The sequence below is a fragment of the Gordonia sp. NPDC062954 genome, from assembly GCF_044543825.1.
Classification (GTDB): Bacteria; Actinomycetota; Actinomycetes; order Mycobacteriales; family Mycobacteriaceae; genus Gordonia; species Gordonia tangerina.
Genome location: NZ_JBITWL010000021.1, coordinates 85723 through 105529, shown reverse-complemented (window position 1 = coordinate 105529; position 19807 = coordinate 85723). Strand labels below are relative to the sequence as shown.

Sequence of the window (19807 nt, the reverse complement as noted above, 5' to 3'; positions counted from 1 at the left end):
CATCAGAGATCGGCAACTCCCACGCGCCCGCCACCCGGGCCAAAGGTGCTCAACACCTTTCACGACACTTTAAAAAGCCGATCGGTGGATCGAGGCTTAGGCAGTTACCGCGCGAACGGCAAGAAACCACAAGGACCGCTGGCCAGATTGCGGGGTGCCAGCACCGCCGTCGCGTGGGTCACCGGACCGCGCAGCCGCAACCGTACCGATCAGCGGTTCTCCATCACCGCCACCGACGTCGGGGTGCCGTGGGACAACGGGTCCGGTCAGGTGTTGATGGCCTTCGGCGACACGTGGGGTCGGTGCGCGGGGCAAATGGTGTGGCGCCACAACACCCTGCTGCGCAGCGACGCAGACGCGAACCTGGACAAGGGCATCACCTTCCCGGACGCCGTCCCCGGGTCAGTGCGGTCGGGAGCGTCGGTGACACCCCAGCATCCGACATTCGCCCAACCCATGTTCAACGCGATCGGGGTTCGCAACATCGAGGTCGGCAAGATCCCGACGGGCGGCATCGCGATCAACGGTGTCCAGTACCTGAGTTACATGTCCATCCGTCGGTGGCTTTCGCCCGGCCGGTGGGCAACCGGGTACTCGGCGATCGCAGTGTCGCGTGACAACGGACAGACCTGGGTCACCGACAATCGCACCATCCGGATGAACGCCGGTGTGACCATCCCCGGGGTTCGCCAGATCGCCGCCGGGCACGGGCGTTTCCAGATGGGCGCATTCCTGCGGTCGGGTGATTACGTCTATCAGTACGGCACTCCGAGTGGACGATTCGGCGCTGCCTTCGTCGCCCGGGTCCGTCCCGCCGACATTCTCGATCTGGGCCGCTATCAGTATTACCGCGGTGGCGGGACGTGGTCGGCGAATCCGGCCGCCGCGGCGCCCATCGTCGGACAGCCGGTCAGCGAGATGTCGGTGGCGTACAACACCTTTCTGAAGCGATTCGTGATGCTCACCGAACAGACCGGCCGCATCATGATGCGGACCTCGCCGACACCGGTGGGTCCGTGGAGCGGCCCGAAGGTGATCGTGCCGGCCGCCCAGACCAAGGGCCTGTACGCGCCCTACATCCATCCTCGTGCGACCGGACAGCAGCTGTATTTCGTGGCGTCCCGATGGGACGACTACAACGTGATGCTGATCCGCACCGATCTCGCGAAGGTCCGTTGACAACCGACGGCGACTCGACCGATCGCATGGCCGGGGTGGGGGCATCGGCGTAACGTCGAGCGTGTGGCACGTCCAGCACGCGGCACGTCACCAGTCAGTTCGGCATCCGCTCACGCTGAGGAGTGACCATGAATCAACCGGTTCCACCCCCGCCACCGCCCCCGGAACCCGTTCCGGCACCGGAACCCATCCCCGAGCCGCCACCCGAACCACCGATCCCGGTGCCCGAGCCGGAACCCATTCCCCAGCCCGGGCCGCCGGAACCGGAACCACCACCGCGACCGACGGTCATCTGACACCGAGCGTCTCACGCGGGACGCCGGTTCTGCGAACAGGAGTGTGATGTCGACTCGGGTGGTGCTGATCCGCGCGATCAACGTGGGAGGCGCGAAACTGCCGATGGCGGATCTGCGGACGATGGCCACCGAACTCGGCGCCACCGAGGTGAGCACCTACATCGCATCCGGCAATCTGATCTGTTGTCCACCCGGTGAACCCGGCGATTTCGACCGGGCGCTGGAGCAAGCGATCACCAAGCGTTTCGGCTATTTCCGCGAGGTCATCAGCAGGTCCCGGGACGAATTGGTGCGCGCCCTCGACGCCCATCCATTCGAGATCCTCGACGCCAAGTACTCCTACGTCTACTGCTTGGCGGGAAAGCCCGAACCCGACAAGGTGGATGCCTTCGCCGAACGTTCCTTCGGCTCCGACGAATTCCGCGTCATCGGCGACGACCTGCACATCCGTTATGCCGACGGTGCGGGCGTCTCCAAGCTCACCGCGCCGGTCATCGCCAAGGGACTCGGGGTGCAGGGCACCGGCCGCAACCTGAAGACCATCGGGCAACTGATCGAACTCGCCGACGACTGACCGGCGAGGCGCTATCCCGGTGCGCGCTCGGCTTGTTCGTGTTTGCGCAGCATCCGCACCCGCAACGCGTCGTAGATCGGCGGCGACCGCAACGCGGAGGCGACGACCACCGCCATCGCCCCCGACACCAGCATCGGGATGGTGACCGAGGTGACGGCCGTCATCTCGATGACCAGCACGAGCCCGGTGAACGGGGCGCGCACGATTGCCGCGAACAGGGTGGCCATCCCCACCAATGCGAAAGCGATGGTCAGATCCTCGTCGAGACCCGGCACGATCACCTGGGTGACCCGGCCGGCGACCAGCCCGACGAGCGCACCGAGTGCCAGGATCGGTGCGAAGATGCCGCCGGGGGTGCCAACCGAGTACGAGATCGGGCCGGCGATGAATCGCACCACGACGTAGAGGATCACCACTGGTAGCGCGAACTGCTGTCCGGTGAGGATCAGTCCGGCCAGCGCCTCACCACCACCGCCGACGGTCGGGTCCGCGATGAGCAGCGACCCGACGACGGCGCCGACCACGCCCGCCTTCACCACTGCGGGTACGCGACTGATGATGTCGAAGAGGTCGAGGCAGGCGAGGATGAGGCGGTTGTAGAGCACCCCCATCAGACCCACCACCAGGCCGAAGACCACAAAGATCGGCACGGTGGTCAGCGGCGGCGACGACACCGACGCGACGTGCCGGAAGTCCGGTTCATCGCCGAGCACCAGCCGGCTGACACCGACACCGATGGCGACCGCGACCATGGTGACGATGCCCTCGCGGAGCCGGAATGTCTTGGTGACCTCTTCGAAGATGAAGAACACCGCACTGATCGGCGCGTTGAAGGCGACCGCCAGGCCCGTGCCGGACAGCACCGTCTGCAGCAGCCGGATCTCCTCGGCGGCCAATCGGGCCAGGCGGCCCGCGGCCGCACCGACCGCCGCGGCCATGTGAACGGTGGGTCCTTCTCGACCGAGCACCATGCCGGCGGCACCGATCGACAACACACCGCCGACGAAACGCGCCGGCACCACCGACAGTGGTGGCGGGTCGGCCTCGCCGCGGTCGACGGCCTCGACGTGCTGAATGCCGCTGCCGGCCGACAACGGTTGCCATCGCGCGATGCCGGCGGCGGCCGCTGCGGCGACACCGGCCACCGCCACCGGGATCAGCCACCCCCACCCCGGATGGGTGTGCGACCACTCGATGAGTTCGGCGCGCCAGTCGTCGACGAGGTCGAGGGTCCACCGAAAGGCTCCACCAAGGAAGCCGGCCACGGCGCCGGCACCGGCGGCCAGCAACAGGATGACCCACAACGTGCGACCGGTGAGGATGGCGTCGTCGACGCCGGCGTCACCGTCGACTTCCTCCTCGACGCTGTGCTCATGAGGTGGGTCGTCGGGCCGCCGATCGTCGTCGGGGGTCATCAAACGACTCCTGCCGGGCCGGTCATGCGCGCTCGAGCGCGGAGGTCACCTTCTCCATATCCGCGAGTTGGCTGTCCTCGGGTGCCTCCCACAGCTTCTTGGGCAGTTCTTCGAGGACTACCACCGCCGATTCGGCCGACGACAAGCGCGCGGTCTTCTCCTCGTCATCTGCGATATCGGAGGCGGCGATCAGTTTGTCGTCGAGACCGAACACCGCGTCGTCGAGGCGATCTCGCGCGGCGACGAGATCGGGGTAGTGCGGGATCGCCGGATTGGCGTGGACGTCGGCGATGGCGTAGCGAATTCGCCGATGCAGCAGCGCTTCCGTCGACGTCGCCGTCGTCCAGGATGCGGGCGCGCGGCCGGGCCTGCCCGGGACGAGGTCGGTGGACCGCGCGAACCTCTTGACCCTTTTGTCGGAGTCCCAGGCGAACCAGGCCGCGCCGACGAGTATGAACAGTGCCATCACGACCGTGATCGCGATGACCACGAAAGCAATCATGCCGCGCACCTCGCTCTCGGTGTCGTCAGCCCTTTCGGCGTGGTGTGCTCTGCCATTCTTCGAGACTATCCCCAGCAGGGCCGGCCGCGAGTTCCGGTCGCGAATCCGCCCGGTGCGGGGCACCGATGGCACTAGTGGCGGCAGTCTCTCCGGCAGTATCTGTGCCGGTGTTGGTGGGTCGTCCGGCCACGAGGTCCTCCACATCCAGCCCCCAGGCGCCGTAGCGGGAGTCGAATCTCTGGGCGCGACTGCGTGCGCGAGCCGTCTTGGCCGGCGAGTAGCGCCGCTGCGCCCAGCGCGATCCCGGCCGCGCCAGACGTATCGCGCCCACCCAGGCGACCGGCGGGATGAAGGCGCCGATCGCGGCCGTCGAGTACTTGCCTTTGGCCACGCATGCCAGCAGACAGATGAGATGTAGGACCAACGGGATCGAGAAGGCGATCGGTCCGATCCGAAAGGAATCGCCGGTGTCGACCTCGGTCAGCGGGTCGATGCCCAACACGGCCATTCCGAGTCCGGCGACCGTCAGGCACACCACCTGCACCGACAACTGGCCTTCGCGCGACCAGTACACATCTTCGAGGCGAAGGATGAGCGCGAACTCGTCGAGCACCAGCGATGTCCCGATCCCGATGGCCACGGCACTGATCTCCGCACCCGGGGATGCGCCGTCGGCGGCGACGGACGCGAACGCACCCACGACGGTGAGGATGATCCCCGGCACCGCGTGGTGGATGTGGACTCCACCGCGCACGTTGTTGCGGAACGGGCCACGGCCGGCGCGGATCAGCCGGGTGATGGTCCGGGTGACGAGGAAGGTCAGCGAGAACGCCAGGAACAGCAAGAACAGCGGAAGGTGACTACCGCTGGCCGCGCCCGCGATATCGAGATGCACGATGGTCGGCGCGGGCGATCAGGAAGTCGCGGGTACCAGACCGGTACGGCGCTGTTCGATGATGAGGCAGCGGTCCTCGACGTAGAGCAGTCCGGCGTGTTCGGCGATGGCACGTGCTTCTGCGGACGCGATACCGAGTTGCAGCCAGAGGGCGGTGGCGCCGGCCGCGACTGCCTGGCGGGCGACCTCGGGGGCGTCCTGCGACGGCCGGAACACATCGACCAGACCCACCTGTTCCGGGACATCGGCGAGAGTGCGGTACACCTTCTCGCCCACGATCTCGTCCGCGTGCGGATTCACCGGGATGATGCGCCAGCCGTGTTGCTGCATGTACGCCGGCACCTCGTTGGCGGCCTTCGCCGGATTGGCGCTGGCGCCGACCACGGTGATGGTGTCGTAGCGACTCAGAATCTGTTCGACTACCTCATCGGTTGTGCTCATACGTCGAGCTTAGTGGTGCCCAGGACCCGCGCAGGGCGATCGTGCGGGTATCGGGCAGGCTCGAGGTGTGACGACATGGGAACTGCTCGCCGTGCTGCTCGCCGGTGTCGGCGCGGGCGCCATCAACGCGGTGGTCGGCAGCGGCACGCTGATCACCTTCCCCACCCTCGTCGCTTTCGGCGTGCCACCGGTCACCGCCACGATGTCCAATGCGGTCGGACTCGTCGCCGGCGGGGTGTCCGGGACGTGGGGGTATCGCCGGGAGCTGGAGGGCCAGTGGAGCCAGTTGCGGTGGCAGATCCCGGCATCGTTCACCGGCGCGATTCTGGGCTGTTGGCTGCTGCTGCACTTGCCCGAGACGGTCTTCGAGTCGGTCGTCCCCGTGCTTCTCGTCGCCGCCCTGATCCTCGTGGTGGCCCAGCCATGGATTCAGAAGTGGGTCGGTCGACGTTCGGTCGGCCCCGCCGATCATCCGGCCCCGTTGAGTGGCCCACGCATCGCGACCATGGCGATCGCCACCTTCGCCGTCGGTGTGTATGGCGGCTACTTCACTGCAGCGCAAGGCATTCTGCTGATGGGCGTGCTGGGTGTGGTGGTTCCCGACCACCTACAGCGGATGAACGCCGCCAAGAACCTGCTGTCACTGGTGGTGAATATCGTTGCCGGCGTGGTCTACAGTCTCGTCGCGTTCGATCGAATCAATTGGGCGGCAGCCGCTGTCATCGCCATCGGATCGCTGATCGGTGGATTCATCGGCGCCCGTTACGGTCGACGCCTGTCCCCGCCCGTGCTGCGCGGCGTGATCGTCGTCGTCGGCCTCGTCGGCCTCTGGAGACTGCTCGCGTGAGCCGCAGGTGCCCCTGTGCGCACCTACCCCTAGCCCCTGAGGAGTGACCGAGCTTGCGAGGCCGCGTCACGAAGGGTCCACCCACGCAACCACACTCACCCACGAAAAGTTGTCACACCCCACCGCTATCCTGAACCCAACACCTCACCGAACAAGTCCATCCACACCCCACTTGCAGCGCCGCAAAGTTGTCAGACCCACCCGATAGTCTGTTAGCAGTTCGATTCCCCACCAGCGCTTCCCGAACACTAGAGAATCGGAGAGGACGCACTAGCCATGAATCACGAAGAGTGCAGCGACGAACAAGCGATGCCCCCTGATCCCTGAGGAGCGTCCGAGCCTGCGAGGCCGCGTCACGAAGGGTCCACCCACGCAACCACACTCATCCACGAAAAGCTGTCACACCCCACCGCTATCCTGAACCCAACACGTCGCCGAACAAGTCCATCCACAGCCCACTTGCAGCGCACCAAAGTTGTCAGACCCACCCGATAGTCTGATAGCAGTTCGATCCCCCGCCAACCCATCCCGACCTCAGAGACTGTCTTCGCTGGAAAGGAGCGTCTTGTGTTCACCTTCACCGACCGTGCCGCCGACGACGCTCTGCTGGCCTCCAGTAGTCTCGATGAGTTGGCGCAGCATGGTCGCGATTTGTTGCGGTTGAGTAATCAAGCTCAAGCCATCGCGATGCAGATCGCCCGCCAGATCGGGCAATCCACCTACAACGAGCGCCTGGCCGGGTACAACGATTTCGTTCCGAACCGAGTGCGCAACGCCGCCGACAAGGCCGCGAAAGGCGAAATCTCGCTGCAGTTGGGTATTTCTCGACGTCAAGCCGGCGAATGGGTCGGTCTCGACGAATTACTCGACGAACACCCCAAGATCCGTGACGCCTTCCGCGCCGGCGATTTGAGACCTCACCGGCTGGGTGTGGCCATCCGCGGCGCCGCCACCGGCCCCACCGGCGACCTGCGAGCACGACTCGGCGAACTCGCCGACAACGCCGAAACCACCGACGAACCCGACACCGAGAGCAAGGATGTCGACGAGGAACTCACCCTCGACCTCGACGACCCCGAATCTGACCTCGACGCCGGCACCGATGGTGAGCGCACCGACGGCGACGGCACTGATGATGGCGGCTCCGATGATGCTGCGTCCGAGACCGACCCTGCCGCCACCGACGATCCCGCCGCCGACGATGCCGACGAGGATGAGCCGTGGGATTTCGATGATGTGGTGCTCGATCTGGCCAGCCGACCCACCACCGACACCGCCCTGCGAGATGATCTCGACGCCATCATCATCAGCCTCGACCCCGATCGAGCCGCCCAGACGCGCGATGACATCACCGACTTGTTTGGGAATGTGACGATCGGTAACGAAGCGTTCGGGCACATGACCGTCGATGCCTGCATCCCCGCCGAACACGGCGTACACCTGCGCGACCGCATCAGCGCCCTCATCGGACGACGGGTGTGTCGCCGTGATGGGCGCAGCATCAAAGCCCAACGCGTCGCCGCGTTCGCCGAAATCATCAAAGCCCCCGGCGCGAAACTACGCTGCCACTGCGGCGACGACACCTGCCCCGCCCGCCAGACTCGTACCAGCAGCCGGGGGCAGGCCACGGATTCCACCTCGAGTTCGGTCACCGACAGTGAGCGCACCGACAGTGAGCGCGACTCGTCGGTCGACACCAGCACGGCTGACGAGGCCAGCGCATCCGGCCAGACCGCCGACGAACCCGAGACGGGTGGGCCTGACGCGGCAGAAGAACAGCCGATCACCCTCGCCGACCTCGACGACGACACTGCCGTCGACAGCGACAGCGACTCGAACATCGACAACAACGGCGAGAGTAGCCAATCCGGCACCGGAACCCATGCCGATGACACCACTCAGGATGCCGCGCCCTCCCCGAAACCGCGACGAGAGTTCATCACCGCACCACCAGCCGAACACGACACCGACGTCGCCGATGCGGAACCGGCCGACGACTCCGCCGAAACCGACAGCGACTCCGACTCGGACGCGGACGCCGATCCCGGCCTCGTCGTCCCTGGCCTGACCCTGCTCCATGACCCGACCGGTCTCGACCCGACCCGCCTGATGGGCTACGGCGCCATCGACCCCGCCCATGCCGCACGAATCGCACCACACGCCACCACCATCACCGCCCGACCGAGTGAAACCCGTACCGCCAGCGGACTGATCATCTTCGGCAACCGCACACCAGCCCCACCGATCGACCCGACCGGGCACGGCGGATTCGCCACCCCACCACCGGGGGCACTGACCTACAGGCCGTCAGCCGCGTTGCGGGCGGAGATCATCCAACTCGACCGGCGCTGCCGCTACCCGTACTGCGGCCGACCATCCGAGGAGTGCGAACTCGACCACCTGCACAAGTTCTGCCATGCCGACCCGTTGGCCGGTGGCTGGACCGTGGCGTTCAACCTCGCACCCCTATGCCGGCCCGACCACGACCGCAAACATGACGGGCCGTGGATACCGACCATGCACACCGACCGCACCATCACCTGGCGCAACGCCCGCACCGGCCAGATCATCGTCACCTACCCGCGCTGACCGGGCAGGGGCCCATCAAGCCTCAGCCTCCCGGTGGCCGCCCGAGCAGCGACCACCAGAATTCCTCGGAGATCTCCTCTCCCGCGCGGAGAACTTTCGCGAGTCCGTATGCCATCAGAATCCCCAACAGACCCAGCCATAGACCGGCCGATGAGATGAGCACCCAGGCGACCATCACCGCGCCGGGCCACGCGTCGAGGATCAGCAATGCCGGCGCGAACAAGAAGCCGACAGCGATGTACCAGTACGAACCCCAACGGTCACAACGCATCACGATCGTCAGCCAGCGCGGGCTCGACGGTGTCGGCGCGTGGGCGGGAACAGGAACCGACCTCTGGGACATCGCGGGAACCTCCTAGCTACCGGATGCCTCCATCCTCCGCTCACCGAGGGCTGAAAACCACTACCTCAGAGGTAATCGCCGAGCAGCACCTCACCGATAGGGCTGCCGAGCGGTCTCCGGGTCCCCGAACGTGATCGCCCGTTCCCGACGCGAGTCGGTCAACAGCGTCGCACTCCAACTCATCACTGTGCCAAGGCGGTTGCGCATCCCGGCGAGGAACGCGATGTGGATGACGCCCCAGGCCACCCAACCCAGATAGCCGTACAGGTTCAGCTTCCCGGTCTCCACCACCGCATGTCTGCGGGCGATATACGCTGCACTGCCGAAATCGCGGTACTTGAACGGCTCCCGTTCGGTACCTCCCGCCGCCACATGCGCTATCACGGCCCCCGCATGACGTCCACCCTGCATCGCGACCTCCGCCACCCCGGGTAGCTTGTCGCGAGAACTCATGTCCCCCACCACGAATACCTCCGGATGACCGGCGACGGACAGATCGGCCTGGACCGGGATACGCCCGCCACGGTCCTGCTCGACGTCGAGGGCTCGAGCTACCACACCGGCGAACGGAACCGCCTCGACGCCGGCGGTCCACAGCGTCGTGCGAGTCGGGTAGCGCACCACCTCGTGGGGTTCGGCCTTGCTGGTGGTCTCGACGTCCTCGGCGGTCACGTCGGTCACGTGCACGCCCAGAACCGTCTCCACCCCGAGTTCATCCAGAGTGCGCTGGGCACGCTCCGACAGCTTCGGACTGAACGACGGCAACACGCGATCACCCCCGTGCAGCAACAACACTCGCGCCTCGGTGGGATCGATGGTCCGAAACTCGTCCTCCAACGCCAGGGTGGCCAGCTCACGGATCTGGCCGGCGATCTCGACACCGGTCGGCCCGCCACCGGCAACCGCGAACGTGAGCCACGGCCGGCGTTGCGCTGCGTCGGGCAACGTCTCGGCGACCTCGAACGCACCGATGATCCGCCGCCGGATCGCCAGCGCGTCATCAAGAGTCTTCATCCCCGGCGCGAACTGCGCGAACGAGTCATTGCCGTGATAGGCCGTGCGCATACCCACCGCGACCACGAGGTAGTCGTAGTCGATCGTCATCGTCGACTCATCCGGTCGACACACCGAAATCGTGCGAGCCTGCGCATCGACGGCATCGGCTTCGCCCAGGACGACGCTCGCGTTTCGTTGCCGCCGCAGCAGATGCCGGATCGGACTCGATATCGCACCCTCGGACAGCAGACCGGTGGCGCACTGATACAGCAACGGCTGGAACAGATGACTGGTGCCGCGGTCCACCACGGTGACCTGGACATCGGCCCGTTTGAGCCGGCGCGCCGCCTGCAGGCCGCCCAGCCCCGCACCGACAATCACCACATGAGGCTTACTGGTCGCGTTCGTCTGCCGAGACACGCTTACCGATTGTTCCAGACAGCACGCGACGATATCGCCCAACCGGGCCGCCAGTGCGTGTCACCAGCGCAGCCGACCCGGTCCAATCACGACTCCCGGGTCGCGACGTAGGCGACTCCGGCAGTCGCGGCAGCCACCGCCACCACAGACGGCCATGCCCCGATCTTCTTCGCCAGCGGATGCGAGGCGCCGAACGCGCCCAGGTACGTGCCCAGCAGGCCTGCCGTCACCACCGGCCCCTGCTGGCTCCACTCCCGCGCGCACCATGCGCCCGTAGCGGCGAGGACGACGCCGCCGAGCTCACGCCGTCCGGTGAATCGAGCGGCCGCATAGCCGCCGATCAAACCGAGGGAAGAGACCGGAACTGTGGGGTTGAGGCGCATGACGGCCACAATAGGCTCACAATTGGCACATGAGCTCTACGGGTACCGCCGATCCGATCGATGACGACGACCTCACCAACCCCAAACGTATCGCCACGATGTACCTCAAGGAACGGGTCTACGCCAGCTTCACCGGACTGGCCATCGTGCTGGTTCTCTACAACGGCGCCGGGCACCACAGCGCCGCATACGCCTTCGAGATCCTGGCGCTGGGCGTCCTGGCTGTGGTGCTGGCCGGTTTCGCCTCCGACGGCATCGCCCACCTCGCCGTGCACCGGCAATTCCCGCACGGCAGGGACTTCCGCACCCTGGTCCGGATCTCGACGAACGCGCTGGGCACACTGACGATCCCTCTCGGGCTCATCGTGGCCGCCTGGATCGGGATTCTGGAACTCGACACCGCACTGCTCATCGCGGGCTTCGTCTACATCGGTGTACTCGGCCTGGTCGGCTGGCTGGCGGTACGCCGGGCCCAGATCACCTGGCTACAGAAGCTCGCCGCCCTGATCACCCTCGTCCTGATCGGTCTCATCGTGCTCGGCATCCAGGTACTCGCACACAGTCACTGAGCCGTCGGTGCGTCAGACACCGGCGGCCACGCCAGCCCGATCGGTCGCCTTCGCGAACCGCAGATTGTCGTCGGCCACATCACCACGCAACAGCCGACGATCGGCGTAGTAGCTCATCGACATCACCCACGGCGCCTGTGGCCCCTGCTTCGGCAGCGTGTCCAGAGCGCGCTGCACGTAGCCGGCGCCGAAATCGAGCAGCGGGCGCGTCGGCAGATCAGGATCGGCGACGGCCCAGACGCTGTCGTGGCCGTGCGCATCCATGTATCCGAGGAGCTTGCAGAAGTACTCACACAGCAAGCCGATCTTGAGAGTCCACGAGGCATTCGTGTAGCCGATCGCGAGCGCGAAATTGGGTACCCCCGACAGCATCATGCCGCGGTAGACCACCGTGTCCGGCAGCGCCACCGGCCTGCCGTCGACGCTGAGGTCGATCCCACCGATCACCTTGATGTTCAAGCCGGTCGCGGTCACGATGATGTCGGCCTCGAGCTCCTCACCACTCTCGAGCAGGATGCCGTTCTCGGTGAACGTGTCGATCCGGTCGGTGACGATCGACGCTTTGCCCTTGCGGATGGTGCGGAACAGATCGGCATCGGGCACCACGCACAGCCGCTGATCCCACGGGTTGTACGGCGGATTGAAGTGCTTGTCGACGTCGAAACCGTCAGGCAGCTGCGACTCGTTGATCCTTCGGATGACACGCCGGGCGGCCTTCGGAAATCGTTGACACAGTTCAAATATCAACCGCTGCTGGGCGACGTTCTTCTGCCGGGTCAGGGCGTAGCCGCGTTCGTCACCGAGCACCTTCTTGAGCGTGTTGGCCAGCGCATCCTCCCGCGGCAACGGGATGATGTAGGTCGGCGTGCGCTGCAGCATCGTGATGTGCTCGGCGTCGTCGGCCATGGCGGGTAGCAGGGTCACCGCAGTCGCCCCGCTGCCGATCACCACCACCCGCTTACCCGCGTAGTCGAGGTCCTCCGGCCAATGCTGCGGATGCACGATCTGGCCGGTGAAGCGTTCCCGCCCGGCGAAGTCCGGGCTGAACCCGTCGTCGTAGTCGTAATAGCCGGAACCGCAGAAGATCCAGCGCGCACTGATCTGTACCCGCTCGCCGGTGTCGGTGCGGTCGATGTCGACCAGCCAGCGCGCATCGGCCGACGACCATGCCGCGGCTATTACCTTGTGCCGGTACCGGATGAGGTCGGTGAGACCGTTCTCGTCGATGGTCTCGTGCAGGTAGTCCAGGATGTGCGGCGCATCGGCGATCGACTGTTTGTCACGCCACGGCTTGAACTCGTAGCCGAAGGTGTACAGATCGGAATCCGACCGGATACCCGGGTAACGGAACAGATCCCAGGTACCACCGGCGACATCCCGCGCCTCCACGATCGCGAAGGACTTCGCGGGATGCTCGGTGGTGAGGTAGCGCGCGGCGCCGACACCGGATATCCCGGCTCCGATGATGAGGACGTCGACGGTGTCGACGGCGGCGGCACCGTCGACGGGGCTCGATGTGGTCACCTGATGCTCCTGTACTCGTAGGCGTTGCTACCAGCATGCTCAGTCGACGACCACACCGCCAGGGTCAATCTGCAACTCCACAGGTCATTCAGTGGTGCAAAATGTTGCCATGTCCGAGTGGCCACACATATCGCCCCGCGTGCGTGAGTTGCTGCGCCGCGGCGCGGAGATCGCGTTGAACCCACCCGACTCGTGGGTTCGCGAGATGCACGACGCCGCACTTGGCGGCGTGCGGATGACCGCTGTCGCCGACGACCCGGTGCTCGCCGAAGCCACCCGCCGCACCAACATCGCCAACATGCTGCACTGGGCGGCGGCCAACGTGCGTGATCCCGGGCTACGGGTACCGGTCAATCTCGGTGGCGAGGTCCTCGACACTGCCCGCGACCTGGTGCGACGCGGTCTCGGCGAGTCATCGCTGGACTCCTACCGCACGGCGCAGAGCGTCGCGTGGCGACGCTGGATGGAGATCTGCTTCGACCTCACCGACGATCCCGCCGACCTCCGCGCGCTCCTCGACGTGTCGTCGTTGTCGATCTCGACATTCATCGACGACACTGTCGGCGCCATGTCGCAGCGGATGGCCGCCGAACGCGCCGACCTCACACGCGGCACCCACGCCGAGCGCCGACAGACCGTCGCGCTGCTGCTGGAGGGAGCGCCGATCCCACTGACCCGCGCCGAATCCCAGCTCGGGCACCGACTCGACGGACCGCAGGTGGCCGCGGTCATCTGGAGCGACCCGGGGGCCGCGGCCGCTCGTGACCTGGAAGCGGCGGCCGCCGCACTGACCAAGTCGAACCACAGCCGCGACCGCCTCACCGTCATGGCGAGCGCCTCGACCCTGTGGGTGTGGCTACCGCAATCGCGGACACCTGACCTGCGCGAACTGCCCGAGCACCCGGGAGTGCGGATCGCCGTCGGACTGCCGGGTCATTCCCTCGACGGCTTCCGCCGCAGCCACTTCCAGGCGCTGGCCACCCAACGCCTGATGGCCCGGTACCCCGACGGTCACCAGGTGGCGAACTACGACGACCTGCGGCTCGTGTCCTTGCTCACCACCGACGACGTCGCCACCGACGAGTTCCTTGCCGACACACTCGGCGAACTCGGCTCCGCCGACCGCGATACGGTCGATACGGTCCGCACCTGGATCGCCGAGCAATGCAACACCTCACGGACCGCGGCTCGTCTCTACACCCACCGCAACACGGTGATCCGCCGTATCGCACGGGCCGACACGCTGCTGCCTCGCCCGCTGGCGGAGAACCTGGTCGATGTGGCGGCAGCCCTGGAGATCCTACGGTGGCGCCCGGTCGAACATCGGTGATGTCACCGATGGACGAAGCGGGAGGTCGGCCTCAACCCGCGGCACCGAGAAGCTGATCGGGCCTGAAGTCGTGCGGTACCGCTGCGTTGATCACCGTCTGGGTGAGCGCTTCGCCGATGACCGGCGCGTGTTTGAACAGGTTGTGCCCGGCCATCACGACGACCGGACCGTCCCGCCAGATCGCCATCCCGTCATCGCCCCACGGCAACGTGGTCACCCAGCAGTGCACGATCTCACGCGGCGTGGGGTCCAACCCCGGCAACGCCGAACCTACGTACTCGACTGCCGCGTCCGCCAACTCACCGAGACGTGCACCGTCGACGATGGCGCCGTCGTCATTAGCGTCGACGTGATCGGACAATCCGAGACCGTATCCCGAACGGTCAGGATAGGCGGCCGCGTATACGCCGGTGGCTCCGAAGTGGCCGCTGCCGTCCTGCAGCGTCGGCAGTCGTGATGTCTCGCCTGGCACCGAGAACGACACGCGCACATGAGCTCCCAGACGTACGGGCACGGCGATCCCTGCTCCGCGCGCCAAGGCGGCGGTGCCGCGTCCCGCGCAGATCACCACAGACCCGTGACCACCCCGCGTCGTCGGCGTTCGCACGACAATCCCGTCGCCGTCTCGATGTGTCGCGATCACCTGCTCGCCGACGATGCTGTCGGCAACCCGGCTGGCCAACGCGGAGATGACGGCCCGAGTGTCGATCGAACCGCCACCCGGGTCGAACACCGCGGTGCCCTCGTACGCACCAAGCATCGGCAGCAGCTCGGCCACAGCATCGGCATCGATCGCCTCCGCCGCCACGCCGGCCTCACGGAGCAACGGCAGCCGACGTCCCGCCGTCTCGCCCAACGCCAACGCACCGTCGTCGGACACCGTGGTCACACCGAGGTCGTCGGACCACCCGTGCCACTGATCACGCGCCCGCACCGCTAGGCGGATCAACCGCGGATCGTCGTGGGCGTGGCGGAAGATGCGCGATTGCCCGGCGGATTGTCCGTATCCGGGCCTACCCGCCTCATACACCGTGACCGAATACCCCTGGCGGGACAGCTGATAGGCCGTCGACAGGCCGATGATCCCGGCCCCGATGACGGCAACGTCGGACGTGACGGACATGACCTGAGGCTACCCGCGCCACCCCGCCTGCGTGGTTTGCGCGCTCGTCCACCCGGGTACCCGATGCCGCAGACCATTTCGACCATCGTCGAGAAAGGAACCGACATGCCCGAGGAACTCGCCGGTACCACCATCGCCTTCCTGGTCGCACCCGAGGGTGCCGAGCAGGTGGAGCTGACCGAGCCGTGGAAGACGGTCGAGGCGGTGAGCGGCAACCCCACACTGGTGTCGACCTCCGACGGCGAGGTGCAGGCGTTCAATCACCTCGACCGTGGCGACACCTTCACCGTCGACGCCACCACCGACACCGCCCGCGTCGACGATTTCGACGCGCTCGTCTTGCCCGGCGGCGTGGCCAATCCCGATTTCCTGCGTACCGATGCGAGCGCGGTCGCGTTCGTGAAAGCGTTCTTCGACGCCGGGAAACCCGTGGCGGCGATCTGCCACGCCCCATGGACCCTCATCGAGGCCGGTGTGGTGAGCGGTCGCACGATGACCTCCTATCCCAGCCTGCAGACCGATCTCCGCAATGCCGGAGCCACCTGGCAGGACGAGGAAGTTGTGGTGTGCCGATCGGGGCCGAACACGCTGATCACCAGCCGCAATCCCGACGACCTCCCGGCGTTCAACGCAAAACTCACCATCGAGTTCGCCAAGACACCTGCCTGAGGTTCAGCCGTCCTGGGCGTCGAGACGCTCGGCGACATCGGCCGGGAAGCCGCCGGTGGCGATCGGCCCCCAGCGGGTCGGCCGGATCCGGATCAGCGACTTGCCCTGGGTCCGCATCGCGGCCCGATACTCGTCCCAATCCGGATGCTCTCCGGAGATGCATCGGAAGTAGTCGACGAGGCCGTCTTCGGCATCAGGCATGTCGAGTACCTCGGCGTGCCCGTCCACCTGTACCCACGCCCCGTTGAACTCGTCGGACAGCACGCACACACTGGCCACCGGGTTGTTACGGATATTGACCGCCTTCGCCCGGCCCGGGTAGGTGGAGATGACGATGCGACCGTCCTGGTCGACGCCGCCGGTGACCGGCGAGAGTTGCGGGGTCCCGTCGGCACGAACGGTGCTCAGGATCATCTGGTGACGTGACCGCAGAAACTCCAGGAGTTCGGTGCGGTCGACGGCATCGGCTTTCGCAACTGTTCTGGCCATGGCGTCAACCATACGCGCGAGTTCAGCGCTTGAACCGACCCGCGAAGCCCCGCAACGGCAAATCGGCGCTGGTGAGGATGCCCGGCCGGGCCGCTACCACCGAGCTGATGGCGTTCAGCGCAGGCATACCCGTCACCGTCATGCCGATCGATGCGAATGACGACGGGTCCGACAGGTCCACACCGGCTTTCGGGAAGATCATGTGCTTGGAGTAGACCGACGGATCGCCGGCGATGTGGGTGATGTAGCAGCCCTTGATGTCCCACGCCGGATCGGTGAAGGGCGTCATCTGCCATTCGAGGTGGGTCTCCACGCGCGCCACGCCGTCGACCATGCCCTGATACTTGATGTAGTTGGCTCCCAGCGATCCCGCCGGCAGGAAGTACCACCCCAGATCGACATCCTTGGTGCAGGCGCCGAGCTCGTAGCTGAAGGCGACCTCGTCGAGTTCGAGGTCGAAACAGTCCGCCATCAGGTACACCGAGTCGGCGAACACCTCGGTGTAGCGGCGCAAAGAGTCCGGGATGGTGGGGTCGTCGACCCGACGGCCGTAGCCGACCGCCTGCCAGGTCTCCGCCGAGTGGTGACACGACACGTCCACCGACTCGGTGACCGTGACATTCTCGATATCGGCGACATCCATTGATTGCGCCACCGCGATCACCTGCGCGGCACCCGGATTCATACCGGTGCCGTAGAAGGTGGAACCACCTTTCTCGCAGGCCTCCGCGAGGATCTCGGTGGTCTTGCGGCCGCTCGGATGCGGGTGATTGGTGTTGCGGTGGAAGCCGGTGATCCAGTCCGCGGTGGTCACGATGTTGATGCCGGCCTCCAGCACCTGCACATACAGCTCCTCGTCGGGGAAGACGCCGTGGAAGGTCAGCACGTCGGGCGCCGCCGCGATGATCTCGGCCACGGTTCCCGTCGCGATGACGCCGATCGGGTCGGCGCCCACGATCTCACCGGCATCGCGTCCGATCTTGTCCGGTGAATAACAGTGCAGGCCCACCAATTCCAGGTCAGGGTGGCCGGCGATCCGGCCGATCATCTCGGTACCGACGTTGCCGGTGGCCACCTGGAACACGCGGATTCTCGGTGCGGGAGCCGTCATCACATCGCCTTTCGGTCATCGGAGCCGACGGGTGCCGTCGGACCGTCCGGATAGAACTGGGTAGCCCAGGCGCGCAGTGCCGTGAAGCCCTGATATTCCTTGCGAGACAACGCTGGCGGGTCGGAATACCGCTGATGCGCCCAGATCTCGATGTCGGCCTCGAACTGCTCAATGACAAAGTCGGCCATCGTCTTGCCGTAGTCGGTGATGGGACCGGATTCCTCACCAGGCTTGCGTCCGATCCACACCGTGAACCGCACATCGGAGGTGTGGTCGTCGACGGGGGTGACCGCGGGCATCGTCCGGTTGTCGACCATTCCCCAACTCTTGGTGACCGAACAGCCTAGGCCGGCATTGATGGATTCGACCCCGCTGGTGGCATTTTCGAGGGTTGCTCCCTCATCGAAGGCGATCGTGAAGTCGACATAGGACACCGGACCGCTGAAGTCGTGCCGGGTGAATTCCGGCATGAACGGCGTCTTGTGCACGAACTTGAAGTGCGCGAAATCGACGCCGTTCTCCATGATGTACTGCGGATGGATCTCGAGGCCCTCGCGAAAGAGCGTGGCCGCCGCGATCGGCGGATAGTAATCATCAGCCGTTCGGTCGTCGTCGAAGTCGCCGAAGATGTCCGGGACGTCGAACGTCGGCGGTCGCCCCTCGACGTCGTACCAGATCCAGACCGCCTCGTTGCGTTCGACAACCGGATAGCTGCGGATGCGACGCCCCTTGTTGGGATGCTTCTCGTACGGGATGCAGACGTTGCGACCATCACGGTTCCACTCCCACCCGTGGAACGGGCAGACGAGGTTCTCCCCGTCCACCGTAACCGAGATGCGCGCCGAGATGTTCACAGTAAGCATCAAATACGGCCACAACTCCCGACGCCGAGCGCCACGCGACCATCTCCCGGCCGAAGTACTTCATCTTGCGCACCGCGCCGACCCGGATCTCGGCCGACCACGCGACCTGAAACCACCCGGTCGGCTCCATCGACAACGGGGTCCTGGCCATCGGTTCTCCTTCCGGACGCGCACCCTCCGAGAAAGAACCATAGTGGGTTCTACGTAACTATGATAGGGGGTTCTGCGAAACCGGCGCCGACGCCGTGATCACCTGCCTGCGTGCGAGCAGCAGACCCAGACCGCCATACCCGAGGATGGTCTGCACGACGGCACCCCACAGCCCGACACCGGGGATGGCGCCGAGCGGCAACGCCCACACCAGCCAGCTCTGCGCGAACAGCGTCTGCCAGCGAAGCGCACCGGTCCATCGGTCCGCGATCGCGACCCGAATGCCGATGATCAGCATCCCGAGCATCGACAACGGCCAGCAGATGTCGAAGATCATCCAGACGACCGACCCATGGACCAGCCAGAACATGTCGAGGATCGTCGACACCAGCGCACCACCGAGCACCACCACCTCGACGCGGTAGCCCACGCGGGCCACCCGGCCCGCGCCCATCGCGTGGCTACGCTGCTGCACCGACAGCAGCGCGAGCACAGATAGCTGGAAGGCGAGGGCGGCGAGACCGCCGAACACCGAGGCTGCGCCGAAGCCTTCGTGGTCGCCGACTGCGGCGACGCTGATCGCCCAGATCGGGGCGCTGCAGGCGAGCGCGATACCGGCAGCCGTGGTCGGCACTCGACGGGCGGGAACGGGAATGGTGGACGGGTCGGCGACAGTCATGGGTTCTCCTCGGTGGTGTGTGCCGAGAAACATCGCGCACCCCACTTGGAGTTGACTTGATACCGAAGTGGGCCGGTGCCCAGTCGCTCAGTCCTGCTGGTGCGGCCAGTTTCCCTGGGTTGTCAGCTCTTCGAAGTGCCGGATGAGGTTGGGGTTGAGCTCCTCCTCGACCGCCTTCTGAAAGTTGCTGTCCCACTTCGCGAGCCACGCTTCGTCGCGATCACGCAGGTAGATCGGCCAGCCGTGGGTGATGTCGAGTTCGTCGGAGTACAGATCGGTGGACCCGTCCTCGCGCATGTACCAGTGCTTGCGGCCCGATTCCCAGAACGCCTTCAGCTCGTCGGCCGTGACGTAGTATTCGCCGTCAGATTCCCTCATACCCTTGATCGTACGGACCAAGACCGCGACGGTATCCCCGTT

General features: G+C 66.0%; 20 protein-coding genes and 1 pseudogene. 7 read left to right on the top strand and 14 right to left on the bottom strand.

Going from position 1 to position 19807, the window contains the following annotated elements:
• The first annotated feature begins 45 nt into the window (after nucleotides 1–45).
• Nucleotides 46–1179 (top strand): DUF4185 domain-containing protein, encoded by a 1134-nt coding sequence (locus ACIGKQ_RS18910; protein WP_396574677.1) that lies wholly within the window; start codon nucleotides 46–48, stop codon nucleotides 1177–1179.
• A 342-nt stretch (nucleotides 1180–1521) separates the two neighbouring features.
• Nucleotides 1522–2049 carry a DUF1697 domain-containing protein gene (locus tag ACIGKQ_RS18905; protein WP_287014676.1) on the top strand — a complete coding sequence of 176 codons (528 nt, stop codon included), beginning with the start codon at nucleotides 1522–1524 and terminating at the stop codon, nucleotides 2047–2049.
• Between the two features lie 11 nt (nucleotides 2050–2060).
• Here ACIGKQ_RS18905 and ACIGKQ_RS18900 read toward each other — a convergent pair whose 3' ends face one another.
• Genes ACIGKQ_RS18900 through ACIGKQ_RS18885 form a run of 4 tightly spaced genes read right to left on the bottom strand, consistent with a single transcriptional unit; the run spans nucleotide 2061 to nucleotide 5302 of the window.
• A complete protein-coding gene (locus tag ACIGKQ_RS18900; RefSeq protein ID WP_266060647.1) occupies nucleotides 2061–3464 on the bottom strand; it encodes a ClC family H(+)/Cl(-) exchange transporter in 1404 nt (467 codons plus the stop codon).
• A gap of 22 nt (nucleotides 3465–3486) precedes the next feature.
• Entirely contained in the window at nucleotides 3487–3966 is a 480-nt protein-coding gene (locus ACIGKQ_RS18895) for a hypothetical protein (protein ID WP_396574671.1), read from the bottom strand.
• Between the two features lie 25 nt (nucleotides 3967–3991).
• A complete protein-coding gene (locus ACIGKQ_RS18890; RefSeq protein ID WP_396574670.1) occupies nucleotides 3992–4861 on the bottom strand; it encodes a hypothetical protein in 870 nt (289 codons plus the stop codon).
• A gap of 18 nt (nucleotides 4862–4879) precedes the next feature.
• Nucleotides 4880–5302 carry a CoA-binding protein gene (locus ACIGKQ_RS18885; RefSeq protein WP_396574669.1) on the bottom strand — a complete coding sequence of 141 codons (423 nt, stop codon included), beginning with the start codon at nucleotides 5300–5302 and terminating at the stop codon, nucleotides 4880–4882.
• A gap of 67 nt (nucleotides 5303–5369) precedes the next feature.
• Between ACIGKQ_RS18885 and ACIGKQ_RS18880 the strand changes: the two genes are divergently transcribed.
• Entirely contained in the window at nucleotides 5370–6149 is a 780-nt protein-coding gene (locus tag ACIGKQ_RS18880; protein ID WP_266060642.1) for a sulfite exporter TauE/SafE family protein, read from the top strand.
• A 567-nt stretch (nucleotides 6150–6716) separates the two neighbouring features.
• Complete coding sequence (locus ACIGKQ_RS18875; RefSeq protein WP_396574668.1) at nucleotides 6717–8738, top strand: HNH endonuclease signature motif containing protein; 2022 nt, start codon at nucleotides 6717–6719, stop codon at nucleotides 8736–8738.
• 22 nt (nucleotides 8739–8760) lie between these two features.
• Here ACIGKQ_RS18875 and ACIGKQ_RS18870 read toward each other — a convergent pair whose 3' ends face one another.
• From ACIGKQ_RS18870 to ACIGKQ_RS18860, 3 genes are all read right to left on the bottom strand, one after another.
• The gene (locus ACIGKQ_RS18870) at nucleotides 8761–9081 is read right to left on the bottom strand and encodes a hypothetical protein (RefSeq protein ID WP_396574667.1); all 321 of its coding nucleotides are present in this window, start codon (nucleotides 9079–9081) and stop codon (nucleotides 8761–8763) included.
• A gap of 90 nt (nucleotides 9082–9171) precedes the next feature.
• The gene (locus ACIGKQ_RS18865) at nucleotides 9172–10497 is read right to left on the bottom strand and encodes an NAD(P)/FAD-dependent oxidoreductase (RefSeq protein WP_396574666.1); all 1326 of its coding nucleotides are present in this window, start codon (nucleotides 10495–10497) and stop codon (nucleotides 9172–9174) included.
• An 86-nt stretch (nucleotides 10498–10583) separates the two neighbouring features.
• Entirely contained in the window at nucleotides 10584–10880 is a 297-nt protein-coding gene (locus tag ACIGKQ_RS18860) for a hypothetical protein (RefSeq protein WP_235722941.1), read from the bottom strand.
• 29 nt (nucleotides 10881–10909) lie between these two features.
• Here ACIGKQ_RS18860 and ACIGKQ_RS18855 point away from each other — a divergent pair, with 29 nt between their 5' ends.
• Entirely contained in the window at nucleotides 10910–11449 is a 540-nt protein-coding gene (locus ACIGKQ_RS18855; protein WP_235722942.1) for a hypothetical protein, read from the top strand.
• A gap of 12 nt (nucleotides 11450–11461) precedes the next feature.
• On the opposite strand, the gene ACIGKQ_RS18850 is transcribed toward ACIGKQ_RS18855, so the two are convergent.
• Nucleotides 11462–12973, bottom strand: coding sequence for an NAD(P)/FAD-dependent oxidoreductase (locus tag ACIGKQ_RS18850; protein WP_235722943.1), 1512 nt, complete (start codon nucleotides 12971–12973; stop codon nucleotides 11462–11464).
• Between the two features lie 109 nt (nucleotides 12974–13082).
• Here ACIGKQ_RS18850 and ACIGKQ_RS18845 point away from each other — a divergent pair, with 109 nt between their 5' ends.
• Nucleotides 13083–14303: a PucR family transcriptional regulator gene (locus tag ACIGKQ_RS18845; RefSeq protein WP_396574665.1), complete on the top strand. Its 1221-nt coding sequence runs from the start codon at nucleotides 13083–13085 to the stop codon at nucleotides 14301–14303.
• A gap of 31 nt (nucleotides 14304–14334) precedes the next feature.
• Here the strand turns inward: ACIGKQ_RS18845 and ACIGKQ_RS18840 are convergent, their stop codons facing one another.
• Nucleotides 14335–15426, bottom strand: a complete 1092-nt coding sequence (locus ACIGKQ_RS18840) for an FAD-binding oxidoreductase (RefSeq protein WP_266060633.1) — start codon at nucleotides 15424–15426, stop codon at nucleotides 14335–14337.
• Nucleotides 15427–15531: 105 nt separating this feature from the next.
• Here ACIGKQ_RS18840 and ACIGKQ_RS18835 point away from each other — a divergent pair, with 105 nt between their 5' ends.
• Nucleotides 15532–16095, top strand: a complete 564-nt coding sequence (locus tag ACIGKQ_RS18835) for a type 1 glutamine amidotransferase domain-containing protein (RefSeq protein ID WP_235723048.1) — start codon at nucleotides 15532–15534, stop codon at nucleotides 16093–16095.
• Between the two features lie 3 nt (nucleotides 16096–16098).
• Here ACIGKQ_RS18835 and ACIGKQ_RS18830 read toward each other — a convergent pair whose 3' ends face one another.
• The 5 genes and pseudogenes from ACIGKQ_RS18830 to ACIGKQ_RS18810 form a co-directional block, all read right to left on the bottom strand.
• Entirely contained in the window at nucleotides 16099–16584 is a 486-nt protein-coding gene (locus ACIGKQ_RS18830) for a PPOX class F420-dependent oxidoreductase (protein WP_235722946.1), read from the bottom strand.
• 22 nt (nucleotides 16585–16606) lie between these two features.
• A complete protein-coding gene (locus ACIGKQ_RS18825) occupies nucleotides 16607–17695 on the bottom strand; it encodes a dihydrodipicolinate reductase (protein WP_396574664.1) in 1089 nt (362 codons plus the stop codon).
• Nucleotides 17695–18709: pseudogene (locus ACIGKQ_RS18820) on the bottom strand (Rieske 2Fe-2S domain-containing protein). The gene ACIGKQ_RS18825 and the pseudogene ACIGKQ_RS18820 overlap by 1 nt, the downstream one beginning before the upstream one ends.
• Nucleotides 18710–18766: 57 nt before the next feature.
• Nucleotides 18767–19387 (bottom strand): hypothetical protein, encoded by a 621-nt coding sequence (locus ACIGKQ_RS18815; protein ID WP_235722949.1) that lies wholly within the window; start codon nucleotides 19385–19387, stop codon nucleotides 18767–18769.
• An 87-nt stretch (nucleotides 19388–19474) separates the two neighbouring features.
• The gene (locus ACIGKQ_RS18810; RefSeq protein WP_396574663.1) at nucleotides 19475–19765 is read right to left on the bottom strand and encodes a hypothetical protein; all 291 of its coding nucleotides are present in this window, start codon (nucleotides 19763–19765) and stop codon (nucleotides 19475–19477) included.
• Nucleotides 19766–19807: the final 42 nt, after the last annotated feature.

Excerpts from the sequence above, each read along its gene's own strand:
- ACIGKQ_RS18840 (WP_266060633.1), bottom strand. The coding sequence starts at position 15,426 with ATGTCCGTCACGTCCGACGTTGCCGTCATCGGGGCCGGGATCATCGGC.
- ACIGKQ_RS18825 (WP_396574664.1), bottom strand. The coding sequence starts at position 17,695 with ATGACGGCTCCCGCACCGAGAATCCGCGTGTTCCAGGTGGCCACCGGC.
- ACIGKQ_RS18815 (WP_235722949.1), bottom strand. The coding sequence starts at position 19,387 with ATGACTGTCGCCGACCCGTCCACCATTCCCGTTCCCGCCCGTCGAGTG.
- ACIGKQ_RS18845 (WP_396574665.1), top strand. The coding sequence starts at position 13,083 with ATGTCCGAGTGGCCACACATATCGCCCCGCGTGCGTGAGTTGCTGCGC.
- ACIGKQ_RS18870 (WP_396574667.1), bottom strand. The coding sequence starts at position 9,081 with ATGTCCCAGAGGTCGGTTCCTGTTCCCGCCCACGCGCCGACACCGTCG.
- ACIGKQ_RS18835 (WP_235723048.1), top strand. The coding sequence starts at position 15,532 with ATGCCCGAGGAACTCGCCGGTACCACCATCGCCTTCCTGGTCGCACCC.
- ACIGKQ_RS18830 (WP_235722946.1), bottom strand. The coding sequence starts at position 16,584 with ATGGCCAGAACAGTTGCGAAAGCCGATGCCGTCGACCGCACCGAACTC.
- ACIGKQ_RS18860 (WP_235722941.1), bottom strand. The coding sequence starts at position 10,880 with ATGCGCCTCAACCCCACAGTTCCGGTCTCTTCCCTCGGTTTGATCGGC.
- ACIGKQ_RS18895 (WP_396574671.1), bottom strand. The coding sequence starts at position 3,966 with ATGATTGCTTTCGTGGTCATCGCGATCACGGTCGTGATGGCACTGTTC.
- ACIGKQ_RS18900 (WP_266060647.1), bottom strand. The coding sequence starts at position 3,464 with ATGACCCCCGACGACGATCGGCGGCCCGACGACCCACCTCATGAGCAC.
- ACIGKQ_RS18810 (WP_396574663.1), bottom strand. The coding sequence starts at position 19,765 with ATGAGGGAATCTGACGGCGAATACTACGTCACGGCCGACGAGCTGAAG.
- ACIGKQ_RS18905 (WP_287014676.1), top strand. The coding sequence starts at position 1,522 with ATGTCGACTCGGGTGGTGCTGATCCGCGCGATCAACGTGGGAGGCGCG.
- ACIGKQ_RS18885 (WP_396574669.1), bottom strand. The coding sequence starts at position 5,302 with ATGAGCACAACCGATGAGGTAGTCGAACAGATTCTGAGTCGCTACGAC.
- ACIGKQ_RS18855 (WP_235722942.1), top strand. The coding sequence starts at position 10,910 with ATGAGCTCTACGGGTACCGCCGATCCGATCGATGACGACGACCTCACC.